Annotated in this window: 15 protein-coding genes; 12 read left to right on the top strand and 3 right to left on the bottom strand. The window is 71.5% G+C overall.

What is annotated here, in order from left to right:
• The first annotated feature begins 252 nt into the window (after positions 1–252).
• Entirely contained in the window at positions 253–1,044 is a 792-nt protein-coding gene (locus ABD191_RS15340; protein ID WP_344082049.1) for a hypothetical protein, read from the top strand.
• An 80-nt stretch (positions 1,045–1,124) separates the two neighbouring features.
• Here the strand turns inward: ABD191_RS15340 and ABD191_RS15345 are convergent, their stop codons facing one another.
• Together ABD191_RS15345 and ABD191_RS15350 are read right to left on the bottom strand one after the other, a co-directional pair.
• Positions 1,125–2,285, bottom strand: a complete 1,161-nt coding sequence (locus ABD191_RS15345) for a hypothetical protein (protein WP_344082051.1) — start codon at positions 2,283–2,285, stop codon at positions 1,125–1,127.
• 39 nt (positions 2,286–2,324) lie between these two features.
• On the bottom strand, positions 2,325–3,083 hold the full coding sequence (locus ABD191_RS15350; RefSeq protein ID WP_344082053.1) for a hypothetical protein: 759 nt from the start codon (positions 3,081–3,083) through the stop codon (positions 2,325–2,327).
• A gap of 111 nt (positions 3,084–3,194) precedes the next feature.
• Here ABD191_RS15350 and ABD191_RS15355 point away from each other — a divergent pair, with 111 nt between their 5' ends.
• Genes ABD191_RS15355 through ABD191_RS15365 form a run of 3 tightly spaced genes read left to right on the top strand, consistent with a single transcriptional unit; the run spans position 3,195 to position 7,632 of the window.
• On the top strand, positions 3,195–5,837 hold the full coding sequence (locus ABD191_RS15355) for a valine--tRNA ligase (protein WP_344082055.1): 2,643 nt from the start codon (positions 3,195–3,197) through the stop codon (positions 5,835–5,837).
• Complete coding sequence (locus tag ABD191_RS15360) at positions 5,834–7,153, top strand: bifunctional folylpolyglutamate synthase/dihydrofolate synthase (RefSeq protein ID WP_344082057.1); 1,320 nt, start codon at positions 5,834–5,836, stop codon at positions 7,151–7,153. Before ABD191_RS15355 ends, ABD191_RS15360 begins: the two co-directional genes overlap by 4 nt.
• Complete coding sequence (locus tag ABD191_RS15365; protein ID WP_344082059.1) at positions 7,150–7,632, top strand: DUF4233 domain-containing protein; 483 nt, start codon at positions 7,150–7,152, stop codon at positions 7,630–7,632. The genes ABD191_RS15360 and ABD191_RS15365 overlap by 4 nt, the downstream gene beginning before the upstream one ends.
• Positions 7,633–7,664: 32 nt before the next feature.
• On the opposite strand, the gene ABD191_RS15370 is transcribed toward ABD191_RS15365, so the two are convergent.
• Positions 7,665–9,317, bottom strand: a complete 1,653-nt coding sequence (locus ABD191_RS15370) for a VOC family protein (protein ID WP_344082061.1) — start codon at positions 9,315–9,317, stop codon at positions 7,665–7,667.
• A 339-nt stretch (positions 9,318–9,656) separates the two neighbouring features.
• Here ABD191_RS15370 and ndk point away from each other — a divergent pair, with 339 nt between their 5' ends.
• The 8 genes from ndk to ABD191_RS15410 all read left to right on the top strand — a co-directional run bounded on the left by ndk (position 9,657) and on the right by ABD191_RS15410 (position 22,527).
• Positions 9,657–10,070: a nucleoside-diphosphate kinase gene (ndk, locus tag ABD191_RS15375; protein ID WP_344082063.1), complete on the top strand. Its 414-nt coding sequence runs from the start codon at positions 9,657–9,659 to the stop codon at positions 10,068–10,070.
• 1 nt (position 10,071) lies between these two features.
• Positions 10,072–11,904: a hypothetical protein gene (locus ABD191_RS15380; protein WP_344082065.1), complete on the top strand. Its 1,833-nt coding sequence runs from the start codon at positions 10,072–10,074 to the stop codon at positions 11,902–11,904.
• A 258-nt stretch (positions 11,905–12,162) separates the two neighbouring features.
• A complete protein-coding gene (ileS, locus tag ABD191_RS15385; protein ID WP_344082067.1) occupies positions 12,163–15,279 on the top strand; it encodes an isoleucine--tRNA ligase in 3,117 nt (1,038 codons plus the stop codon).
• A gap of 141 nt (positions 15,280–15,420) precedes the next feature.
• Complete coding sequence (locus ABD191_RS15390) at positions 15,421–16,083, top strand: lysophospholipid acyltransferase family protein (RefSeq protein ID WP_344082069.1); 663 nt, start codon at positions 15,421–15,423, stop codon at positions 16,081–16,083.
• Between the two features lie 231 nt (positions 16,084–16,314).
• Positions 16,315–18,267, top strand: coding sequence for a TIGR03960 family B12-binding radical SAM protein (locus tag ABD191_RS15395; protein ID WP_344082071.1), 1,953 nt, complete (start codon positions 16,315–16,317; stop codon positions 18,265–18,267).
• 93 nt (positions 18,268–18,360) lie between these two features.
• The gene (locus ABD191_RS15400) at positions 18,361–19,086 is read left to right on the top strand and encodes a TIGR03936 family radical SAM-associated protein (RefSeq protein ID WP_425560729.1); all 726 of its coding nucleotides are present in this window, start codon (positions 18,361–18,363) and stop codon (positions 19,084–19,086) included.
• A gap of 117 nt (positions 19,087–19,203) precedes the next feature.
• Positions 19,204–21,774, top strand: a complete 2,571-nt coding sequence (locus tag ABD191_RS15405; RefSeq protein ID WP_425560725.1) for an Rne/Rng family ribonuclease — start codon at positions 19,204–19,206, stop codon at positions 21,772–21,774.
• A 267-nt stretch (positions 21,775–22,041) separates the two neighbouring features.
• Complete coding sequence (locus tag ABD191_RS15410) at positions 22,042–22,527, top strand: hypothetical protein (protein ID WP_344082077.1); 486 nt, start codon at positions 22,042–22,044, stop codon at positions 22,525–22,527.
• Positions 22,528–22,619 lie beyond the last annotated feature (92 nt).

The raw sequence follows: 22,619 nt of genomic DNA on the forward strand, positions 1-22,619 counted from the left end.
AGAGTGTGGGAGAGTAGGACGCCGCCGGACAAACATTCAGTTCAGGGCCACCCCCAGGGTGGCCCTGAACTATTTCTCCATCAGAGTCGTGCGGCACCGCGACCCGCATGATGAGGCGGGCTCTCGGGGTCCTCGCAAAAGACATTGCGTAGTGCTGTCTCAACCCCGCACCATGGCCGAATGCCGCTTGCTCCCTGGTGGTCCGACCCCGACTCACCGTGGGTGGTGAAGGCGAGGCGGGCACGTCACCACATGGATGAGCTGGATCGGGTTGTCCGGGACTTCGTGGCTGCGCAACCCTACTCAGTGGCGATCGAACCCACCGACACGCCCAACCGCACGTTGTCGCGCTTCCACATCAAACAGACGCCACCCACCCTCATCAGCGTGGTGGTGGCCGACATCGTGAACAATCTGCGTGCCGCATTGGACAATCTCGCGTACGCGATGGCCGAGCGGAATCTTGGCAGACCGCTCACTCCCGAGGAGCAGCGGCTGCCCGCATTCCCCATCCTTGATTCGGAGAGCGAGTTCAACCGGTACGTTCGCGCGCGGGGCCGGGACCGGCTGTGGGGAAAGCGTGGCGTGGGCGCGCTGCGTGTAGTTCAGCCGTTCACTGATCCCAACACGGTCGCCTACCACAGCACCAACCCCTTCGCGCGTCTTCTCTCCAGAAGTGACCTGCTGCGTCGAATGAACAATCTGTGGAATGTGGACAAACACCGGCACCTCACGGTAGCTGCGTTTGTTCCGAACGGGATCTCATGGCCGTACGAAGAAGGCTCGGAGTCCCCCAGATTCTCGTCCGGCGACGGGTTATTCGCGGATGGGTCCGTGCTCTACTACATCGAGGGCGGTGCCGACCTGCCGATTGGTATTCACTTCGATCTGACCATTGTTGACGATCTTCCTCTCAGGCGAACCGGCCTCGGCCACGGCGACCATGTGGTTCAGCTGATGCACAAGTTCCACGCCTACGTCACCGACTGCGTATTTCCTGCGGTCGCCCAGACATGGACAGATGCCCAGTCCGGTAGCGAATGAGCTGGTCAGGCCCCACGTGACCGCTCGCGTCTGCTGGCGCGTGCCCACAGCTGGGAGCACGCGCCATTGGTGTTTCCGGGCTACTTGCGGTGCAGTACGCCCTTGCGGATGTCCGGGTACAGCTTCTGGCTCTCGGGCAGGGAACGGTTCAGGAAGTAGATCTGGCCGAGGCTGCCGTGGTCCCCCCAGACGCAGACCGTCAGCGGCATGCCCTGCATGGTCGCCGTGCCGCAGCGCGCGATGCCGCCCATCGGACCCGGGTCGATGTCCTTCACGTTCTTCACGTCGAGCTGCGACCGCATGCCGACGAACGCACCGGAGACCAGGGCCTCAGGGGTGTCGTTGTCCACCGCGACCACGGCCACCATCACCAGGGCGGTCGGATCGCTGGGGTCCTGGTACGTGCCGGCGGCGGCGCTGCTCGCGTTCGGGATGCTCGACTTCAGCTCCGCCTCAAGGTCCTCGGCCGTCTTCTGCAGGCTCGGCTCCTTGGACAGCGTCAGGCCCGCGAGGGTGGCCGGCGTGCTGACCGTGGCGCCCTTCTCCGCGTCAGCCCCGGCGGCCGGCGGCCTGGTCGTCGCGACCGCCGTCGGCGTGCCCGTGCCCGTGGTCTTGTCGTCGCCCGAGCGCAGCAGCATCACCGCCCCGCCGACGCAGAGCGCGAGCAGCACCACGACGCCGATCGCCAGCCCGACCCACAGGCCCGTACGCGACCGCTTCGGCGCCGGGGCATACCCGCCCGGCGCCGGGTAACCCGACGCGCCGTACCCGGACTGGGCGTAGCCCTGCGCCGGCTGACCCGTCGTCGGCTCGATGCCCGAGGGCTGGCCGTACGTCGGGGGCTGGCCGTACGCCGAGGGCTGGCCGTAGGTCGGCGGCTGACCGTACGTCCCGGGCTGGGCGTAGGGCTGGCCGGCGCCCGGCTGGCTCGTCGGCACGTACGTCGGCGGCTCGTCGTTGGGAGCGCCGTAGGCCGGCGGGCCGTAGCTGGTCGGGCCCGCCGGCGTGCCGTAGCTGGGCGCCCCGGACGAGGGCGTGCCGTAGGTCGGTGCCCCGGACGAGGGCGTGCCGTAGGTCGGTGCCCCGGATGACGGCGCACCATAGCTGGGCGTGCCGTACGTCGGGGAGCCGTAGGCCGGCGGTTGGCCGGGGACCTCGGTGGGCGGCTCGTTGTTGACGCTGTCGCGCCAGGGCGGCTGCTGCCCGCTCGGCGGCAGGTACGGGGACTGCGGGTCAGACATCAGAAGGGTCTCCGTTGCGAAGGGTGCGGCGGTCCTGGCTCAGTTGCGGACGAGAACCTCGTTGCGGATCTGCTTGAACATCACGGCGCTGCTGTCCACGTCCCGGTTGAAGAAGACGACCAGGGCGAGGCTGCCGTGATCGGCCCAACCGCACAGCGTCAGGTCCAGGCCCTGCGTGTTGCCCTTGCCGCACTTCGCCTCGCCGCTTAACGGACCGGCGTCCACCGTGCGGACGTCCGTCACGGACATGCTTGTGCCGGCCGAGGAGAAGGCCTCGTCCAGTTCCTTGGTGGGGGAGCTGATCTTCGCGGTGACGCCGTAGACCATGACGACCTTCTTCGCGTCCGCCGGGTCCTCGTAGAAGGCCGCCATCGAACTGGTCGACGACGGGATCTCGGCCTCCAGCTGCCTCTTGAGCTCCTCGGCCGTGCTCTGGCGGGTCGCGTCCGTGCTCTTCGTGAGGCCCGCGACCGTGTCCGGGGTGCGCAGCGTGGCGTCCTGCTCCTCGAGCGCGCCCGTGATGGCCGGGACCAGCCACACGGCGGCGGCCGTACCGGCGCCGATCAGCAGCACGGCCACGATGCCCAGGACGATCCAGAGCGTCCTGCGGGACTTGCGGGGCGGGGGCGGGTAGTCGCCCCACGTGCCGACCGCGCCGGGCGGCACGGATCCGGGTGGCGCCGCGGCGGGCGCGTAGCCGCGGCCGGCCGGCTGGACCACGGCGGAGCCGTGCGCGACAGGTGCGGCGGGCGCCGATCCGTACACGGGAGGGCCCGCGCTGGGGGACTGGTCGGACATGAGGGGGCTCCTTCCGGGGATCCCCGCAGCATAATGGGGCCGTGCCAGCGACGCCGGGTAGCGGAGGGGCGTCCTCGGCCGCACCCCTGCCCGGTCCGTAGACTCCAGGGCGTGACTGTCGCTTCCGATGCCCACACCGACCACACTCCCGGCGCCCCGGCGCCCCTCGCCGCGGCCTACCAGCCGGCCGAGGTAGAGAGCCGCCGGTATGAGCAGTGGGTATCGGGCGGGTATTTCCGGGCCGACGCGACGAGCGACCGGCCCCCGTTCACGATCGTCATCCCGCCGCCGAACGTGACCGGTTCGCTGCATGTCGGGCACGCGCTCGACCACACCATCCAGGACGCGCTCGTGCGCCGCCGGCGCATGCAGGGCTACGAGGCGCTGTGGCTGCCGGGCATGGACCACGCCGGCATCGCCACCCAGAACGTCGTCGAGCGCAAGCTCGCCAGCGAGGGCCTGTCGCGCCACGACCTGGGCCGCGAGCAGTTCGTGGAGCGGGTGTGGCAGTGGAAGGCCGAGTCGGGCGGGGCGATCCTGGGCCAGATGCGCCGGTTGGGCGATTCCGTCGACTGGGACCGCGAGCGCTTCACCATGGACGACGGCCTCTCCCGGGCCGTACTCACGATCTTCAAGAAGCTGTACGACGACGACCTGATCTACCGCGCGGAGCGGATCATCAACTGGTGTCCGCGGTGCCTAACGGCGCTGTCCGACATCGAGGTCGACCACAGCGACGACGAGGGCGAGCTGGTCAGCATCCGGTACGGCGACGGTGACGACAGCATCGTCGTCGCCACGACCCGGGCGGAGACGATGCTGGGCGACACGGCCGTGGCCGTGCACCCGGACGACGAGCGCTACCAGCACCTCGTGGGGCGTGAGGTGGAGCTGCCGTTGACCGGGCGGCGCATCCCGATCGTGGCCGACACCCACGTCGACCCGGCGTTCGGCTCCGGCGCGGTCAAGGTGACCCCGGCGCACGACCCGAACGACTTTGAGATCGGCCAGCGCCACAACCTGCCGTCCATCACGATCATGGACGAGCGGGCGGTCGTGACCGTGCACGGGCCGTTCCAGGGCCTGGACCGCTACGAGGCCCGCCCGGCGGTGGTCGCGGCCCTGCGCGCGCAGGGCCGCATCGTGGCCGAGAAGCGCCCCTACGTGCACAGCGTCGGGCACTGCTCACGGTGCAAGACGACCGTGGAGCCGCGGCTGAGCCTGCAGTGGTTCGTCAACACCGGGCCGCTTGCCCGCGCGGCCGGCGACGCCGTGCGCGACGGGCGGGTGCGCATCGAGCCCGCGGAGCTGGCCAAGCGGTACTTCGCCTGGGTCGACAACATGCACGACTGGTGCATCTCCCGCCAGCTGTGGTGGGGGCACCGCATCCCGGTCTGGTACGGCCCGGACGGCGAGACCGTCTGCGTCGGACCCGACGACGAGGTCCCGACGGGGGAGGGCTGGCGCCAGGACGAGGACGTGCTGGACACGTGGTTCTCCAGCGCGCTGTGGCCGTTCTCCACGCTGGGTTGGCCCGACGAGACCCCCGAGCTGGCCCGGTTCTATCCGACGAGCGTCCTGGTCACCGGGTACGACATCCTGTTCTTCTGGGTGGCCCGGATGATGATGTTCGGCCTCTACGCGATGGACGGACGCCAGCCGTTCGACGTGGTCGCCCTGCACGGCATGGTGCGCGACCAGTTCGGCAAGAAGATGAGCAAGTCGTTCGGCAACGTGGTGGACCCGCTCGACTGGATCGACCGGTTCGGCGCGGACGCGACCCGCTTCACCCTCGCGCGCGGCGCCAACCCGGGCGCGGACGTGCCGGTGAGCGAGGAGTGGTGCCAGGGCTCGCGCAACTTCTGCAACAAGCTGTGGAACGCCACCCGCTTCGCGCTCATGAACGGCGCGACCACGCAGGGTCCGCTGCCCGAGCATGCCGAGTTGTCCAGCGTGGACCGGTGGATCCTGTCCCGGTTGCAGCACGTCATCGCCGAGGTCGACGAGCAGTTCGAGGCGTTCGAGTTCGCCAAGGTCTGCGACACCCTCTACCACTTCGCGTGGGACGACGTCTGCGACTGGTACGTGGAGCTGGCCAAGCCCGTGCTCGGCGCGGGCGGCCCGGCGGCCGACGCGACCCGCCGGGTGCTGGGCCACGTCCTGGACGCGCTGCTCAAGCTGCTGCACCCGGTGATCCCGTTCGTGACCGACGAGCTGTGGTCGGCGCTGACCGGCGAGGCGACCCTGGTGCGCGGCCCGTGGCCGAGCGCCGACCCGGCCTACCTCGACGACGCGGCCGAGGCCGAGCTGGCCGCGCTGCAGCGGGTGGTCACGGAGGTGCGCCGGTTCCGCTCCGACCAGGGCCTCAAGCCCGGTCAGCGGGTCATCGCCACGCTGCGCGGCCTGCCCGGCGCGGGCCTGGCGGCCCACGAGCCGCTGATCCGCTCCCTGGCCCGGCTCGACGCTCCGGAGGAGGGCTTCGCCGCCACGGCCAGCCTCGCGATCGCCGGTGGGGTCGATGTCGAGCTGGACACGCGCGGCACCGTGGATGTGGCCGCCGAGCGCGCCCGGCTGGAGAAGGACCGCGCCGCCGCTGAGAAGGAGGCCGCGCAGTGCCGGGCCAAGCTCGGCAACCCGGCCTTCGTCGACAAGGCGCCCGACGCGGTCGTCGCCAAAATCAAAGACAGGCTCGCGGTGGCTGAGGCCGATCTCGCCCGCATCGCCGCCGCGCTGGAGGCGCTTCCCACGTCATGAGTACGGAGTACGCGCAGGTTGAGGCGGAACTGAACGCCCGTGGGTACACCCGGATGGTGTTTGATCTGGGTCGCATCCAGGGACTGCTCGATGCCCTGGGCAGCCCGCAGCGGGCGTACCCGTCGATCCACCTCACCGGTACCAACGGCAAGACGTCCACCGCCCGCATCATCGACGGGCTGCTGCGCGCCCAGGGGGTACGCACCGGGCGGTACACGAGCCCGCACCTGGAGACCGTGCGCGAGCGCATCAGCATCGAGGGCGCGCCGATCAGCGAGGAACGCTTCGTCGAGGTGTACGGCGAGGTGGCGCCGATCGCCGCGCTGCTCGACGAGAAGGACGGCGAGTCGCTGACCTACTTCGACATGACCACGGCGATGGCGTTCTCGGCGTTCGCCGACGCGCCCGTCGACGTGGCCGTGGTCGAGGTCGGCCTCGGCGGCGCGGACGACGCGACCAACGTGCTGCAGGCCGGGGTGTGCGTCATGACGCCGATCGGGCTCGACCACACCGAGTGGCTCGGCGACACGATCGAGGACATCGCGACCGCCAAGGCCGGCATCATCCACTCGGGCGCCACCGTGGTGACCGCGACGCAGACCGACGAGGCGATGCGGCCGATCGTGGAGCGCTGCGTCGAGGTCGGCGCGACCCTGGCCCGGGAGGGCAACGAGTTCGGGCTGGTCCGCCGCGCGGTCGCCGTGGGCGGGCAGGTGCTGACGATCCAGGGCCTGGGCGGGACGTACGACGAGATCTTCCTGCCGCTGCACGGGGAGCACCAGGCGCAGAACGCGGCCGTGGCGCTCGCGGCCGTCGAGGTGTTCCTCGGCGGGCGGCTGCTCGACGCGGACATGGTGCGGGAGGGCTTCGCGGGCGTCTCGTCGCCCGGCCGGCTGGAGCGGGTGCGCAGCGCGCCGACGATCCTCCTCGACGCCGCGCACAACGCGCACGGCATGACCGCGACGGTCACGGCGCTGACGGAGGAGTTCTCGTTCAGCCGGCTCGTCGGGGTGCTGGCCGTGCTCGCGGACAAGGACGCCATGGCCATGCTCGTCCTCCTGGAACCCGTTCTCGACGTCGTCGTCTGCACGGAGAACACGTCGCCGCGGGCCATGCCGGCGCGCGAGCTCGCCGGCCTGGCGATCGAGGTGTTCGGCGAGGAGCGGGTGCACGTGGCGGCCGACCTGCCGGACGCGATCGAGTCGGCGGTGGCGCTCGCGGAGACGGACGTGGAGGGCGAGCTGAGCGGGGTCGGCGTGCTGATCACCGGTTCGGTGGTGACCGTGGCGGACGCCCGACGGCTCCTGGCCCGATGAGCGAACGCGACGGCGCGCCCGACGGCCCGGATCCGGCCGACAGGGCCGGGCCGGTTGGTGGCGAGCCGGTCAGCGGCGCTGAGCCGGGTGGCGGTCTTGAGCCGGGCGGCGGCGGTGAAGCGGGTGGCGCGTCGGGGCCGACGTCGGGGCTGCGTAACCCGGGTGCCGCTGTGCGCGGCGTGGGGGCCGGCGCGCTGGTCGCTGAAGGGCTGGTGCTGCTGCTGGCAATCCGGCCCATGCAGGTACTCGGCGTCCACCTCACCGGCCTCGCCATCACCGCGATCATCGTGCTGGCCGTCGTGTGCCTGGCCCTCGCCGGGCTGCTGCGCCGGGCCTGGGCGTGGTGGGCCGGGGTGGTCGTGCAGGTCGCGTTGGTGGTGTGCGGGTTCGTGTTCCACGCGTCGCTGGGCGTACTCGGGGTGGTTTTCGGTCTTTTGTGGGCCTATGTACTCCGGGTGCGCCGATCGGTCCTCCGCTGACCCAGGGGTCGCTCGCCGGCTCGTGGTGACGGTCAGGCCTTGCGGGCGCCGAACGCGATCGGCTCGTTGAGCTCGATGATGTTGCCGTCCGGGTCCTCCAGCGTGGCCACCCAGATCTCCGTGCGCCCGTCGCCGCCGCTGCGGTGGGGGCGGCTGCGGCACGCCACGCCCTCGCGCTCGAGGTCGTGGTAGACGGCCGCGATGTCGGTGACGTCGAGGAGCAGCCGGCGCAGGTTGCGGGCCGGGACGGGGTTCTCCGCCACCCGGCTCAGCAGCACCCGGCCGCCCGGGAAGCTGAACTCGGCCCGCCCGCCGGCGGCGGCCACCTCGGTGAACCCCATGACGTCGCGGTAGAAGCGCCGCGCCCGGTCGATGTCGGCCACGTAGAGCTTCGTGCCGACGCCGTGCACTGTCTGGCCGACGGCCGCCCGCTGGCCGAGCACCTCTCCGACGATCACCTCCGGGGACGGGAAGCGGTCCTGGTCGTCGCGCTGCTGCGGTACCCGCCGGGGCAGCTGGTCGACCGGTTCCGCTTCCGCTTCCGGTTCCGGCTCCGGCGCGGCCGGCCGGGGCTCGTCGACCAGGCTGGTCGCCTCGTCGGCGTGGGCGTCGAAGGGGTCCGGCCCGGCCGGGGCCTCCGGAGGCGGCGGGGCCCAGAGGTCCTCGTCCGTGAACGGGCCGGCGGCCTCGGGCGGCGCCGCGTACGGGTCGTCGTCGGCGAAGCGTGGCAGGTTCGGGTCGTGCAGCGGGATGGCGGCGCTGCCGCGGACCGGCCCGCCGGCGGCCTCGGCCCACGGGCTCGCGGGGCGCGGCTCCGCCAGCGGCTCGACCGAGGGCGTCGCGGTCTCGACAGGGGGCTCCGCGACCCCGATGGGGGACTCCGCGACGTCGACCGGGGATGCGACATCGACCGGGGATGCGACCGCGACCGGGGGCGCGGCCACGTCGACCGGCGCGGACGCGGCGACATAGGTCGTCCCGGCGGGGCGGGCGCCCGGCGGGGACTGCCACGGGCCCCCGGCGGCGGAGGCGCCCGCCGGGTCGGGGTCGGCCTCGGCGCCCGGCGCGGGCGGGACCAGGTGGTACGCCGGTTCGCGGTCCGGTTCGGCGTCGGCCGCGTGGTAGTACACCTCGTCCTCGCGCGGCGGCGCGCCCGCGTCGGCCCGGAAGGCGGTGAAGACGGGCGGGATGTACGCCGTCGGGGGACCTGCGGGCTCCTCCGGCGGCGGGGGTGCCGGCTGGTCGGCGGAGCCGAGCGGGGCCACCCGGTCCCAGAAGATCCTGGGCTTGTCGGGGCGGCGCACCGACGCGACCAGCGGCAGCACCATGCCCCGGCGGGGCCACTTGTGCACGGGGGTGTTGTTGGAGCGCACCCGCACCCGTACGGCCGGGCTGTCGCCGAGCGCCACGTCGAGTTCCATGTCGGCCGTGCCGATGATGTTCTTCGCGGGGGGCGCGGAGGCCCATACCACCGTGCCCTGCCCCGACACGAGCGGATCGGACTGCTTGTATCCGATGAGGACCACGCCGATCGCGACGAGTACCACCAGCAGCAGCGCGACCAGGACCAGGTTGATGTTGGCGGCGCCGACGCCCATCGCCGTGAGGAACACGGCGACGAGAGCCGCGGCGGCGACCGTCATCCACTGGCCGTCGGTCAGCTTGCGGCCACGCCTCTTGCGCATCACGACCTCCCCACCGCGCGCGAGTGACAGCGCCTGTTCGGCAGCCTGGAAGAATTTCAACACAGCCGACCCGCCCGGGTCGATGTGTACGTAGTGGACAGTCCGCCGGATCCGCTCCCCGGGGCGCGGCCGGGTCCCGGCGGCGGTGCTGGTCGCACGGCGTGTCGCCGGTCCACCGAACGTGATCTTGCGGCGGGTGGTGTCCGGGTGCTGGCAACCTTCGGACGCCGCGGGCGGGCCGGACCGCACCCGGCAGGGGGATCGTGAGGACCCGTTCGCCTCGACCGCTACGCTCGGTGCGGTTGCGGAGCCAGTCCGCGGCACGAGAAGGGTGACCCTGTGACCGAGTGCACGCTGGTGTTGATCAAGCCGGATGCCGTCCGTCGCGGCCTGGTCGGCGAGCTGATCGGCCGGTTCGAGCGCAAGGGCCTCGCCATCGAGGCCATGCGGCTGCGGACGATGGACGCGGAACTGGCCGACGCCCACTACGCGGAGCACGTGGCCCGGGACTTCTACCCGCCGCTCAAGGCGTTCATGACGAGCGGCCCGCTCGTGGCGCTGATCCTCAGCGGCGACCAGGCCATCGACGTGGTGCGCGCCCTGATCGGCGTGACCGACGGTCGCAAGGCGGCCGCGGGCACGATCCGGGGCGACCTGTCCCTGTCCAACCGGGAGAACCTGGTGCACGCCTCGGACTCGCCGGACAGCGCCAAGCGGGAGATCGCCCTCTGGTTTCCCGAGCACCCGGTGTGACGTGAGCGGTCCGGTTCTTGTCGGGCAGGAAGCGGACGCCGACAGCGCCGCCGACGGGCGCCCAGGTCCCACGCGGGCCGGGCGCGGCCGGCGGCTGGCGTGGGACCTCGGCGCCGCGCTCGGCTACGTCGCGGCGGCCGTCGCGATCACCCTGCCCCTGTGGACCGATCTGCGCGGCCGCATGCTGGCCGCGCTCGGCGGCGCGGACAACGCGCTCTTCGAGTGGTTCCTGGCGCATTCCGCGCATTCGGTGACGTCCTGGGAGAACCCGCTCTACACCCACACGATGAACACGCCGGACGGCGTGAACATGATGGGCAACACGTCCGTGCTCGGCCTGGGTATCCCGCTCACCCCCATCACGCTGGCCTTCGGGCCGATGGTCACCTTCAAGATCCTGCTCATCTTCGCGATCGCCGGTACCGCGTGGGCGTACTACTTCGTGTTCTCGCGGCACCTCGTCACGAACCGGGCCGCGGCCCTGCTCGGCGGCGCGTTCTGCGGTTTCGCCCCCGGCATGATCTCGCAGTCCGTCGGCAGCCACCTCCAGATGGCCACCCAGTTCCTCGTGCCGTTCATCGTGTGGCGGGTGATGCGCCTGCGCGAGCCCGGGCGGGCCGTGCGCAACGGCGTCGTCCTCGGTCTGCTGATCACCTACCAGGTGTTCATCGGCGAGGAGGTGCTGCTGCTGACCGCGTTCACGTGCGGCGTACTCGTGCTGTCCTACATCGCGATGCGCCCGCGCGAGGCGTTCGCCGTGTGGCGGCCCTTCCTGGGCGGACTCGGGGTCGCGGCGGGCGTCGCGCTGGTCCTGCTGGCGTACCCGCTGTGGTTCCAGTTCCTGGGCCCGCAGCGCTACCACGGCCTGCCGTTCGACCCGGAGCGCTACTACGCGGACCTGGCCTCCTACACCGCGTACGCGCGGGAGTCGTGGTTCGGCAGCGCGGCGACGGCCGACGGGCTGGCCCGCAACGTCACCGAGGAGAACACCTTCTACGGCTGGCCCCTGGTGATCCTCGTACCGCTCGCGGTGGTCGTCCTGTGGCGCTCCAGCCTGGCGGCCCGGCTCGCGGGCATCGCGATCGCGGTGTTCTTCGTGCTCTCGCTGGGCACCGAGATCATGATCAATGGGCAGGACAGCCACCTGAACGGGCCGTGGGCGCTGCTGCGGCTGATCCCGCCGTTCGACCTGACCATGTCGACCCGGCTGTCGCTCGTCCTCATCCCGTTGATCGGCCTCGTGCTGGCCCTGTTCGCCGACCGCCTGTGGAGCCGGCCGGCCCCGCGACCGGTCCGGTGGCGGCCGGTGGCCGTGGCCGCCCGGGTCCTCGGCACGCTCGCCCTGGTCGTGGCCCTCGCGCCGATCGCGCCCACCACGCTCGCGACGACCGAGACGCCGCCGTTGCCGGCCTTCTTCACGTCCGGGACCTGGCGCGAGCACCTGCCGGCCGGGACCACGATCGTGCCCGCCCCGGTGCCCTACAGCGGGGCGATGGACGGGGCACACTGGCTCGCCAACACCCGGATGGGCTTCGAGACCCCCGGCGGGTACTTCATCATCCCGACCCCGGACGGGCAGGGCGCCCAGTTCTCCTCGACGCCCCGGCCGCTGAGCAACCTGCTGCGTATGGTGAATCGCACCGGCAAGGTCCCGAAGATCACCGAGCTGGACCGCCAGGCGGCCCTGGACGACCTGCGGTACTGGAACGCCGGCCTCATCGTCCTGGCCCCCGACCGCCACAACGGGCCGGCGTTGCAGGCGGCCCTCACGGAACTGTTCGGGCCGCCGGAGCGGGTGCAGGACGTCGTGCTGTGGCGGGTGGCGCGCGGTTAACCCGTTCGCCGGACCGGCGCCGGCTCGGGTAATCTGGCGGGCAACGGCTTCGACCCGGCAATCACCGGTGAGCCTCCGGAAGAACAGGCGCGAGCCCCAGTAGAACCGGACGGGACCAGCCCGTCACAGCTGACGACGAGCGGGCCATCCCCGGATGGCCAAGCGAGGTGGTACCGCGGGCAACCAGGCTCGTCCTCGCGTGAGGAACGGCAGTCGTCGACGACGACCGTCGCCACGCAGGAGGAGAGCGAGCGGGCCATGGCCTACCCGAAGCACACGTCCGGCACCGGCGTACCGGCGAGCCCCGACCTGCCCCGGGTCGAGCGGGAGGTGCTCGACTACTGGGCCGCGGACAAGACCTTCGTCGCGAGCGTCGAGCAGCGCCCCGCCGGCGAGAACGGCGCCAACGAGTACGTCTTCTACGACGGCCCGCCGTTCGCCAACGGCCTGCCGCACTACGGCCACCTGCTGACCGGGTACGCCAAGGACCTGGTGCCGCGCTACCAGACCATGCGCGGGCGCCGGGTCGAGCGCCGGTTCGGCTGGGACACCCACGGCCTGCCCGCCGAGGTCGAGGCCGAGAAGCAGCTCGGCATCTCCACCAAGGCCGAGATCCTCGAGCTGGGCGTGGACAGGTTCAACGAGGCCTGCCGCGCCTCCGTGCTGCGCTACACCCAGGAGTGGGAGCGCTACGTCACCCGCCAGGCCCGGTGGGTCGACTTCGCCAACGACTACAAGACGCTCGACCTGCCCTACATGGAAAGCGTCATGTGGGCGTTCGCGTCGTTGCACGAGAAGGGCCTCATCTACGAGGGCTTCCGCGTGCTGGCCTACTGCTGGCGGTGCGAGACCCCGCTGTCGAACACCGAGACCCGGATGGACGACGTCTACCGCGACCGGCAGGATCCCGCGCTGACGGTGAAGTTCGAGCTGGAGACCGGCGAGAAGCTCGCGGTGTGGACCACCACGCCGTGGACCCTGCCCTCCAACCTGGCCGTCGCGGTCGGGCCCGACATCGAGTACACCCTGCTGGAGAGCCCGGAGGGTGAGCGGGTCTACGTGGGCGCCGCCCGCGTGGGCGCCTACGCCAAGGAACTGGGCGACTGGACGCCGGTCGCGACCGTGCGCGGGTCGGAGCTGGTGGGCCGCCGCTACACCCCGCTGTTCGACTTCCTGGTCGAGCAGGCCGGGCCGAACGCGTTCCAGGTCCTGAGCGGCGACTTCGTCACCACCGAGGACGGTACGGGCATCGTGCACATGGCGCCCGCCTTCGGTGAGGACGACCAGAACGCGTGCAACGCGGTCGGCATCCCCACCATCGTGACGGTCGACGACCACACGAAGTTCACCGCGCTCGTCCCGGCGTACGAGGGAATGCAGGTCTTCGAGGCGAACAAGCCGGTCACGCGCGACCTCAAGGAGCGCGGCGTGGTGCTGCGCCACGAGACCTACACGCACTCGTACCCGCACTGCTGGCGGTGCGACACGCCGCTGGTCTACAAGGCGGTGTCGTCGTGGTTCGTGGCGGTCACCCAGTTCCGCGACCGGATGGTCGAGCTGAACCAGCAGATCGACTGGACCCCGGGACACGTCAAGGACGGCTCGTTCGGCAAGTGGCTGGCCAACGCCCGCGACTGGTCGATCAGCCGCAACCGGTTCTGGGGCTCGCCGATCCCGGTGTGGAAGTCCGACGACCCGAACTACCCGCGGGTGGACGTCTACGGCTCCCTGGAGCAGCTGGAGAAGGACTTCGGCGTCAAGGTCACCGACCTGCACCGCCCGTTCGTCGACGAGCTGACCCGGCCCAACCCGGACGACCCGACCGGAAAGTCGACCATGCGCCGGGTGCCGGAGGTGCTCGACTGCTGGTTCGAGTCGGGGTCCATGCCGTTCGCGCAGGTGCACTACCCGTTCGAGAACGCCGACTGGTTCGAGCACCACTACCCTGGCGACTTCATCGTGGAGTACCAGCCGCAGGTGCGCGGCTGGTTCTACACGCTGCACGTGCTCGCCACGGCGCTGTTCGACCGGCCGGCGTTCCGCTCCTGCGTGGTGCACGGCATCGTGCTGGGCTCCGACGGCCGCAAGATGTCCAAGAGCCTGCGCAACTACCCCGACGTGTACGAGATGTTCGACGTCTACGGCGCCGACGCCATGCGCTGGACGCTCATGTCCTCGCCGGTGCTGCGCGGCGGTGACGTGGTGGTCAGCGAGGCGACCATCAGAGACTCCGTGCGCCAGGTGCTGCTGCCGCTGTGGAACGTCTGGTACTTCTTCTCGCTGTACGCCAACGCGGAGGGGTACACGGCGACGCGGCGGACGGACTCGACGCACCGGCTCGACCGGTACGTCCTGGCCAAGACCCGTGACCTGGTCGCGGACGTCACGGCGCAGCTGGACGACTACGACATCACCGGGGCGTGCGGGACCGTGCGCACCTACCTCGACGCGCTCACCAACTGGTACGTGCGCCGCTCGCGCGACCGGTTCTGGGCCGGCGACGCGCAGGCCTTCGACACGCTCCACACCGTGCTGGAGACCGTGTGCCGGGTCGTCGCGCCGCTCGCGCCGATGGTGTCGGAGGAGATCTGGCGCGGCCTCACCGGCGAGCGTTCGGTGCACCTGACCGACTGGCCCTCGGCCGACGAGTTCCCCGCCGACGACGGGCTGGTGTCGACCATGGACCAGGTGCGCGAGGTGTGCTCCGCGGCGCTGTCGCTGCGCAAGGCCAAGGGCCTGCGGGTGCGGTTGCCGCTGCGTACGCTCACGGTCGCGACGCCGCACGCCACGGACCTGCGCCCGCTCGCGGACCTCATCGCCGACGAGGTCAACGTGAAGTCGGTCGACTTCGCCGACGACGTGTCGACCTACTGCCAGCAGGTCCTCACGGTGGTCCCGCGGGCGCTGGGGCCGCGCGTCGGCGGCGCGGTGCAGCAGGTCATCAAGGCGGTCAAGGCAGGCGACTGGTCGCTGACCGACGCCGGCCCGCTCGCCGCCGGGGTCACCCTCCAGGAGGGGGAGTACGACCTGAAGCTCGTCGCCGCGGAGCCCGAGCGTTCGGCGCCGTTGTCGGCGGGGGTCGTGGTGCTGGACACCGAGGTGACCGACGACCTCGCCGCCGAGGGCCTGGCCCGTGACGTGATCCGCGTCGTGCAGCAGGCCCGCCGGGCCGCCGGCCTGGACGTCTCCGACCGGATCACGGTCGTCGTCGAGGCGCCGGCGGCCGTCGGGGCGGCCGTGGAGACCCACCGGGAGTTCGTGGCCGGCGAGGTCCTCGCGGACGCCGTGACCCTCGGCGTGGCCGGCGACGGCGCGTTCGAGGGCGAGGCCGGCGAGGGCGACACCGTCCGGGTGACGGTGACCCGCCGGTCATAACTGGATCTTGGATCGTCTGGCCGGGTAGCGGCCGTTTGAATCCACAAACCGCGCCCCGTCCGGTCAGCGGCCGGACGGGGCGCCCGGGTTGGCGATCCTTTACAGTGGTGGCGACGTCCTGGGTTGTCGTAAGGAGTACGCGTGCCGCTGCTGTACACCATTGGCATGTACACGGTGGCGCCCGCGATGCGGATCGCGTGGCGGCCCACGGTCGAAGGCCTCGAGAACATCCCGGAAACCGGCGGGGCGATCCTGGCCGGCAACCACCTGTCCGTCGCCGACGAGGTGTTCATGGGCGCGGTCGTGCGCCGGCACATCGCGTTCTGGGCGAAGTCGGAGTACTTCACGGGCACCGGCCTCACCGGCTGGTTCAACCGCAACCTCATGGAGAGCCTGGGCGCGATCCGGGTCAACCGGGAGGGCGGCCGGGCGGCACTCAACGCGTTCGAGGCGGCCGTGCCGGCGCTCAAGGGCGGTGACCTGGTCGGCGTCTACCCGGAGGGCACCCGCTCGCCGGACGGGCGGCTCTACCGGGGGCGGACGGGCGCGGCCCGGCTCGCGCTCGACGCGGGCGTGCCGGTGATCCCGGTCGGCACGATCGGCACGGACAAGATCCAGCCCATCGGGCGGGTCATCCCGAAGCTGGGGCCGGTGACGATCAAGTTCGGCAAGCCGATGTACTTCGGCGACCGGGAGAACGACAGCTCGTCGCTGCGCGCCATCACGGACGAGATCATGGCCGAGATCCAGAAGCTGACGGGCCAGGAATACGTCCCGAGGTACGCCCCCCGCATAGCCCGCTGACCCCCGTCCCACCCGCTCCCGCCCGCGCCCTCGCCCGCTCTCCGTCGGTCTTCGGCCGACGTTTGGGCGGTTCCGCGTGTTACTCCGCCCGGAATTACGCGCGGAACCACCCAAACGTCGCCCAGGGCGGGCACGGTGTGGGCACGTCGGGGGGCGTGGCGGTGGGCGATTGGGGTGCGGAGGGGTTCTGCGCGTACTCTCGATGGGTTGAATTGTGGGTGGAGGTTCGGGTTGTCCGTCGAGAGTGCGACCAGCGTGTGGCCCCAGCTGGAGCAGCTGCTGCCCCGGGTGAGCAAGCCCATCCAGTACGTGGGCGGGGAGCTGGGCGCGTCCGTCAAGGAGTGGTCCGCCGCGACCGTCCGGTGGGTGCTGATGTACCCGGACGCGTACGAGGTGGGGCTGCCCAACCAGGGCGTCCAGATCCTCTACGAGGTGCTCAACGAGCAGCCCGACGTGCTGGCCGAGCGGACGTACGCCGTCTGGCCCGATCTTGAGGCGCTCATGCGGGAGCACGGCGTGCCGCAGTTCACGGTCGACGCCCACCGGCCCGTCAAGAACTTCGACGTGTTCGGTGTCTCGTTCGCGACCGAGTTGGGGTACACGAACCTGCTCACCGCCATCGACCTGGCCGGGATCCCGCTGATCGCCGCGGACCGGGACGAGTCCGACCCGGTGATCGTCGCCGGCGGGCACGCGGCGTTCAACCCGGAGCCGATCGCGGACTTCATCGACGCCGCCGTGCTCGGCGACGGCGAGGAGGCCGTGCTGGAGATCACCGCGCTCGTCCGGCAGTGGAAGGCCGAGGGCTCGCCGGGCGGGCGCACCGAGCTGCTGCTGCGCCTGGCGCGTACGGAGTCGGTGTACGTGCCGCGCTTCTACGACGTCGACTACCTGCCCGACGGCCGCATCCAGCGGGTCGTGCCCAACCGGGCGGACGTGCCGTTCCGGGTGCACAAGCGCACGACCATGGACCTCGACGCCTGGCCGTACCCGAAGAAGCCCCTGGTCCCGCTCGCGGAGACCGTCCACGAGCGGTACGCCGTGGAGATCTTCCGCGGGTGTACCCGCGGCTGCCGGTTCTGCCAGGCGGGCATGATCACGCGGCCCGTCCGGGAGCGGTCGATCACCACCGTGGGCCAGATGGTCAAGGAGGGGCTGGAGTTCTCCGGCTTCCGCGAGGTGGGGCTGCTGTCGCTGTCCAGCGCGGACCACAGCGAGATCGGCGACATCTGCTCGGGCCTGGCCGACCAGTACGAGGGCTCGAACGTGTCGCTGTCGCTGCCCTCGACCCGGGTGGACGCGTTCAACATCGACCTGGCCCAGGAGCTGTCGCGCAACGGGCGGCGCACCGGCCTGACCTTCGCGCCCGAGGGCGGCTCCGAGCGCATCCGCAAGGTGATCAACAAGATGGTGACGGAGGAGGACCTCATCCGCACCGTCGTCACCGCGTACACCAATGGGTGGCGCAACGTGAAGCTGTACTTCATGTGCGGCCTGCCCACGGAGACCGACGAGGACGTCCTGCAGATCGCGCGCCTGGCGCACGAGGTGATCAAGGCGGGCCGGCAGGCGACCGGCTCCCGCGACATCCGGTGCACGGTGTCGATCGGCGGGTTCGTGCCCAAGCCGCACACGCCGTTCCAGTGGGCGGCCATGGCGTCGCCCGAGGTGATCGACAACCGGCTCAAGCAGCTCAAGTTTGCTATCAACTCGGACAAGTCGTTGGGCCGGGCGATCGGGTACCGGTACCACGACGGGCAGCCGTCGTTGATCGAGGGCCTGCTCTCGCGCGGCGACCGGCGCGTCGGGGCGGTCATCCGCCGCGTCTGGGAGTCCGGCGGTCGCTTCGACGGCTGGTCGGAGCACTTCTCGTACGACCGGTGGGTCACCGCCGCCGCCGAGACGCTGCCCGCGTTCGGGATCGATCTCGACTGGTACACCACCCGCGAGCGCGACGAGCAGGAGGTGCTCCCCTGGGACCACCTCGACTCGGGCCTGGACAAGGAATGGCTCTGGAAGGACTGGCAGGACGCCCTGACCGAGTACGAGCAGGACGACTGCCGCTGGACGCCCTGCTTCGACTGCGGCGTGTGCCCCAGCATGGACACCCAGATCCAGATCGGGCCGACCGGCCGCAAGCTGCTGCCGCTCACGCCCGTCGAGGGCCTGCGCACCCCCGCCTAACAGGAGTTCACCATCGGTAAGAAGAATCAGCCGGAGTCGAATCAGGCTCCGGTGGTACAGCGCCTGCGCATCCGGTACGCGAAGCGCGGGCCGATGCGGTTCACGTCCCACCGGGACTTCGCGCGCGCCTTCGAGCGGGCGATCGAGCGCGCCGGGGTGCCGATCGCGTACTCGCAGGGTTTCACCCCACACCCCAAGATCTCGTACGCGAGCGCGGCGCCCACCGGCACCGCGAGCGAGGCGGAGTACCTGGAGATCGGCCTGCGCGCCCCGGTCGAGCCGGACGCGCTCGTCAAGGCCCTCGACGCGGCGCTGTCGCCCGGTCTGGACGTCCTGGACGCCGTGCCGGTCGGCGCCCCGGGCGGGCTCAGCGACCGGATCGAGGCGTCCGCGTGGCGCGTCGAGCTGACCGGCGTGGCGCCCGGGGACCTGGCGGACGCGGTCACGGCGTTCCTCGCGGCGCCGGAGGTGACCGTGGAGCGGCTGACCAAGCAGGGCCTGCGTAGCTTCGACGTGCGGGGCGCGGTGGTGTCGCTCGTGGCTGGTGTGACAGGTGGGGCGGTTCCGGCCGGGGTCACCCGGACCTCCGGGGACGGTGACGGTGTGTGTGCGATACTCGACCTTGTCGTACGGCAGGTCACCCCGTCCGTACGTCCCGATGACGTCCTCGCCGGCCTGCGTGTAGTGGCCGACCTGGTGCCGCCGGTGCCGCCTCGGGCGACCCGGCTCGCCCAGGGCGGGCTGACCGCGCAGGGTGAGATCGTTGATCCGCTAGCGGCGGACCGCGAGCGTGGCGTCGACGGAGCGCCGTCAGCCTGACGGCGCAAGGCAGACTTCGGTGGCTCGCCTCGGCGCGCTTCCGCAAGCATGACGGCGGCTCCTGCGTGGCAGCGTAAATCGCGCCCGGGGGCAACCAGAACTGGAGAGAACGTCCGGATGCTCGACAACGAGCCTGAGGTCAACGGTCCTGAGGCAGCGGAAAACCCGGTTCCGACCGAAGAGCCCGCCGCCCCACCCGCCAAGCGCACCCGTACCCGTCGCGTCGCCAAGGCGGCCGACGAGGCCGCCCCGACCAGCGAGACGGCCGCGGCCGCCGGCGGTGAGGCGGCCGCTGAGGAGCCCGCACGCCCGGTGCGGCGTACCCGCCGCAAAACGGTAGAAAAAGACGAAACCGGCGTGTCCGGGCAGGACGCGGCCGAGACGGTGCCGGAGGCGGCCGAGGCGGCGCCCGAGGCGCCCGTCCGGCGGACCCGCCGCCGCACCGCGGCCCGCACCGAGGAGCCGGTGCCGGCCGTCGAGGAGCCGGTGACCCCGGCGCCCGTGGCGGACGGGGCCGCCGTCGAGGAGGAACCGGCCGTCGCGGAGGAGCCGGCTGTCGAGGAGCGGAAGCCGCCGGCGCGCCGGCGCGGTGCCGCCCCGGCCATACCCGTGCTGTTCATGGCCCCCGAGCCCGGCGCCGTAGTGCCGGCCCGCGCGGAGGAGTCGTCGGACGAGGCCGGCGAGCCCGAGGTGGAGGCCGCCGCCGAGCGGCCCACCCGCCGGCGCCGCCGGCGCGGCGAGGCCGCCCCGGTCGAGGCCGAGGTCGAGGTCGAGGCCGAGGAGGTCGCCCCCGCCGAGGCGGAGGCCGACGAGGACGACGACGAGGACGCCAGCGGCCGCCGCCGGCGCCGTCGTGGCCGGCGTGGCCGGGGTCGCGGTCGCGGGCCCGCCGACGAGTTCGACGCCGCCGAGTCCGAGGACGAGGAGCCCGGTGACGAGGGCGAGGAGCCGGCCGAGGCGGAGGCCGAGGACAGCGACTCGCTGACCCGCCGTCGCCGTCGCCGCCGCCGTCGGGGAGCCGGCGCCGACGAGGCCAGTCCGGACGACCCGGAGCACGTCGTCGTCAAGATTCGCGAGCCCAAGCGCAAGGGCGGCGGCGACGAGGTGCAGGGCGTCTCCGGCTCCACCCGCCTGGAGGCCAAGCGCCAGCGCCGCCGCGACGGCCGCGAGCAGCGCCGGACCCGTCCGCCGATCCTGTCCGAGTCGGAGTTCCTGGCCCGCCGCGAGGCGGTCGACCGGGTCATGGTCGTGCGCAGCCGGGGCGACCGCACCCAGATCGCCGTGCTCGAGGACGGCATCCTCGTCGAGCACTACGTGACCCGCCAGTCGGCGTCGACCATGGTCGGCAACGTGTACCTGGGCAAGGTCCAGAACGTGCTGCCCAGCATGGAGGCCGCCTTCGTCGACGTGGGCCGCGGCCGCAACGCGGTGCTCTACGCGGGCGAGGTCAACTGGGACGCCAGCGGGCTGGAGGGCCGCGCGCGCTCGATCGAGCAGGCGCTCAGGTCCGGCGACTCCGTGCTCGTCCAGGTCACCAAGGACCCGGTCGGGCACAAGGGTGCCCGGCTGACCAGCCACATCGCGCTGTCCGGCCGGCACCTCGTCTACGTGCCGCACGGCAACGCGTCGGGCATCTCCCGCAAGCTGTCCGACGTCGAGCGCCGCCGGCTGCGCGACGTGCTCAAGAGCCTGGTACCCGACGGCGCCGGCGTGATCGTCCGCACGGCCGCCGAGGGTGCCAGCGAGGACGACCTCGCGCGCGACGTCAAGCGGCTGCAGGCGCAATGGGAGGACATCCAGGCCAAGGCCGGCGACGGCGGCGCGCCCGCCCTGCTGTACTCCGAGCCCGACCTGGTCATCCGGGTCGTCCGCGACCTGTTCAACGAGGACTTCCGCGACCTGGTCGTCCAGGGCTCCGACGTCTACGACGAGGTCGAGGCGTACCTGCACCACGTCTCGCCGGACCTGGTGGCCCGGGTGCGCCGGCACACCGGCGCCGGCGACGTCTTCGCCGAGTACCGCATCGACGAGCAGATCCTCAAGGGCCTCGACCGCAAGGTGTACCTGCCCTCGGGCGGTCACCTGGTGTTCGACCGCACCGAGGCGATGACCGTCATCGACGTCAACACCGGCAAGTACACCGGCGCGGGCGGCAACCTCGAGGAGACCGTCACCCGCAACAACCTGGAGGCGGCCGAGGAGATCGTGCGCCAGCTGCGCCTGCGCGACCTCGGCGGCATCATCGTGATCGACTTCATCGACATGGTGCTGGAGTCGAACCGGGAACTCGTGCTGCGCCGCCTCACCGAGTGCCTGGGCCGTGACCGGACCAAGCACCAGGTCACCGAGATCACCTCGCTGGGCCTCGTGCAGATGACCCGCAAGCGCATCGGCCAGGGCCTGCTGGAGGCGTTCAGCGAGCCGTGCGAGCACTGCAAGGGCCGCGGCCTGATCATCCACACCGAGCCCGTGCCCGAGAAGCCGCGCGGCAACGTCGCCGAGCGCGTCAAGGCGGTCGCCGCGTCCGGCGCGCGTACGGCGGACGCGGATGACGACGACGCCGAGCCGGACCTGGTGCCCGCCACGGCGGACGAGGACGCGGACGACGACGACCTCGGCGAGGAGTCGGCCGGCGGCGGTCGGCGGCGCACCCGGCGGGGCGGCGCGCGCCGGCGTACCCGCCCGTAGCGGTCACCCGGCCTGCCCGGCGCGCGCCCTTCCGGGTGGGCGCCGGGCTTCGCTGGTGGCGTCGCGTGTGTTCTCCGGCACTACGACGTAACCGCGACACTTCGCCGCGTGACCAGGGCCGTGAGCAGGTCGGACACCCGGACCGCAATCCCGACGGAGTAACGATCTTATTGCGATCGTCGAATTTGTCGGACATCTGCCGTTCGTCGGTTGTCGGGTAGTCCTACTCTCCTTTGCGTCTGACCCGGAAGACGCGAGGAGTACATCGTGAAGAACCGCTTGATCGCCGTCGCGATTCTCGGCGGGGTCCTGCTGGCCGGCGCCGCGTGCGACAGCAGCGGCGACACCACGACCACCAGCCCTACGACCGCCGCCGCAGCGCCGGCGACCAGCGCGCCCGCTTCCGGCACCGCCCCGAAGGCCGAGTGCGACAAGGCCCAGGCCACCGTCGGCAAGGCCTTCACCAAGTTTCTCGCTGCGGCCACCACGGCGCAGACGAGCGGCAAGGACGCGGCCGCCGTACAGAAGGACATCCAGAAGGCCGCCACGACGTTCGTCACCGACCTCTCGGTCGCGTCGTCGCAGGTCGAGGACCCGACGGTCAAGAAGGCGCTCGAGGACTGGGTCCTCGCGGTGTCCAAGAAGGCCTCCGCCATCAAGACGGTCGAGGACGTGCAGAAGCTCGAGAACATCGAGAACGACCCGGACGTCAAGGCCGCCAACGACGCGATGGACGCGCTCTGCGGGGCGTGAGACGCCCGCGCATCACTGTGACCAGAGTCGGGTATCCGTACTCGACACCGCGCGGGCCCGCAGCCGCGGGCCCGCGCCCCTCCGGATGGGAA

The organism is Luedemannella helvata (assembly GCF_039528415.1).
Lineage (GTDB): Bacteria > Actinomycetota > Actinomycetes > Mycobacteriales > Micromonosporaceae > Luedemannella > Luedemannella helvata.

Excerpts from the sequence above, each read along its gene's own strand:
- ABD191_RS15345 (WP_344082051.1), bottom strand. The coding sequence starts at position 2,285 with ATGTCTGACCCGCAGTCCCCGTACCTGCCGCCGAGCGGGCAGCAGCCG.
- ABD191_RS15370 (WP_344082061.1), bottom strand. The coding sequence starts at position 9,317 with ATGCGCAAGAGGCGTGGCCGCAAGCTGACCGACGGCCAGTGGATGACG.
- ileS (WP_344082067.1), top strand. The coding sequence starts at position 12,163 with ATGGCCTACCCGAAGCACACGTCCGGCACCGGCGTACCGGCGAGCCCC.
- ABD191_RS15360 (WP_344082057.1), top strand. The coding sequence starts at position 5,834 with ATGAGTACGGAGTACGCGCAGGTTGAGGCGGAACTGAACGCCCGTGGG.
- ABD191_RS15365 (WP_344082059.1), top strand. The coding sequence starts at position 7,150 with ATGAGCGAACGCGACGGCGCGCCCGACGGCCCGGATCCGGCCGACAGG.
- ABD191_RS15405 (WP_425560725.1), top strand. The coding sequence starts at position 19,204 with ATGCTCGACAACGAGCCTGAGGTCAACGGTCCTGAGGCAGCGGAAAAC.
- ABD191_RS15340 (WP_344082049.1), top strand. The coding sequence starts at position 253 with ATGGATGAGCTGGATCGGGTTGTCCGGGACTTCGTGGCTGCGCAACCC.
- ABD191_RS15400 (WP_425560729.1), top strand. The coding sequence starts at position 18,361 with ATGCGGTTCACGTCCCACCGGGACTTCGCGCGCGCCTTCGAGCGGGCG.
- ABD191_RS15350 (WP_344082053.1), bottom strand. The coding sequence starts at position 3,083 with ATGTCCGACCAGTCCCCCAGCGCGGGCCCTCCCGTGTACGGATCGGCG.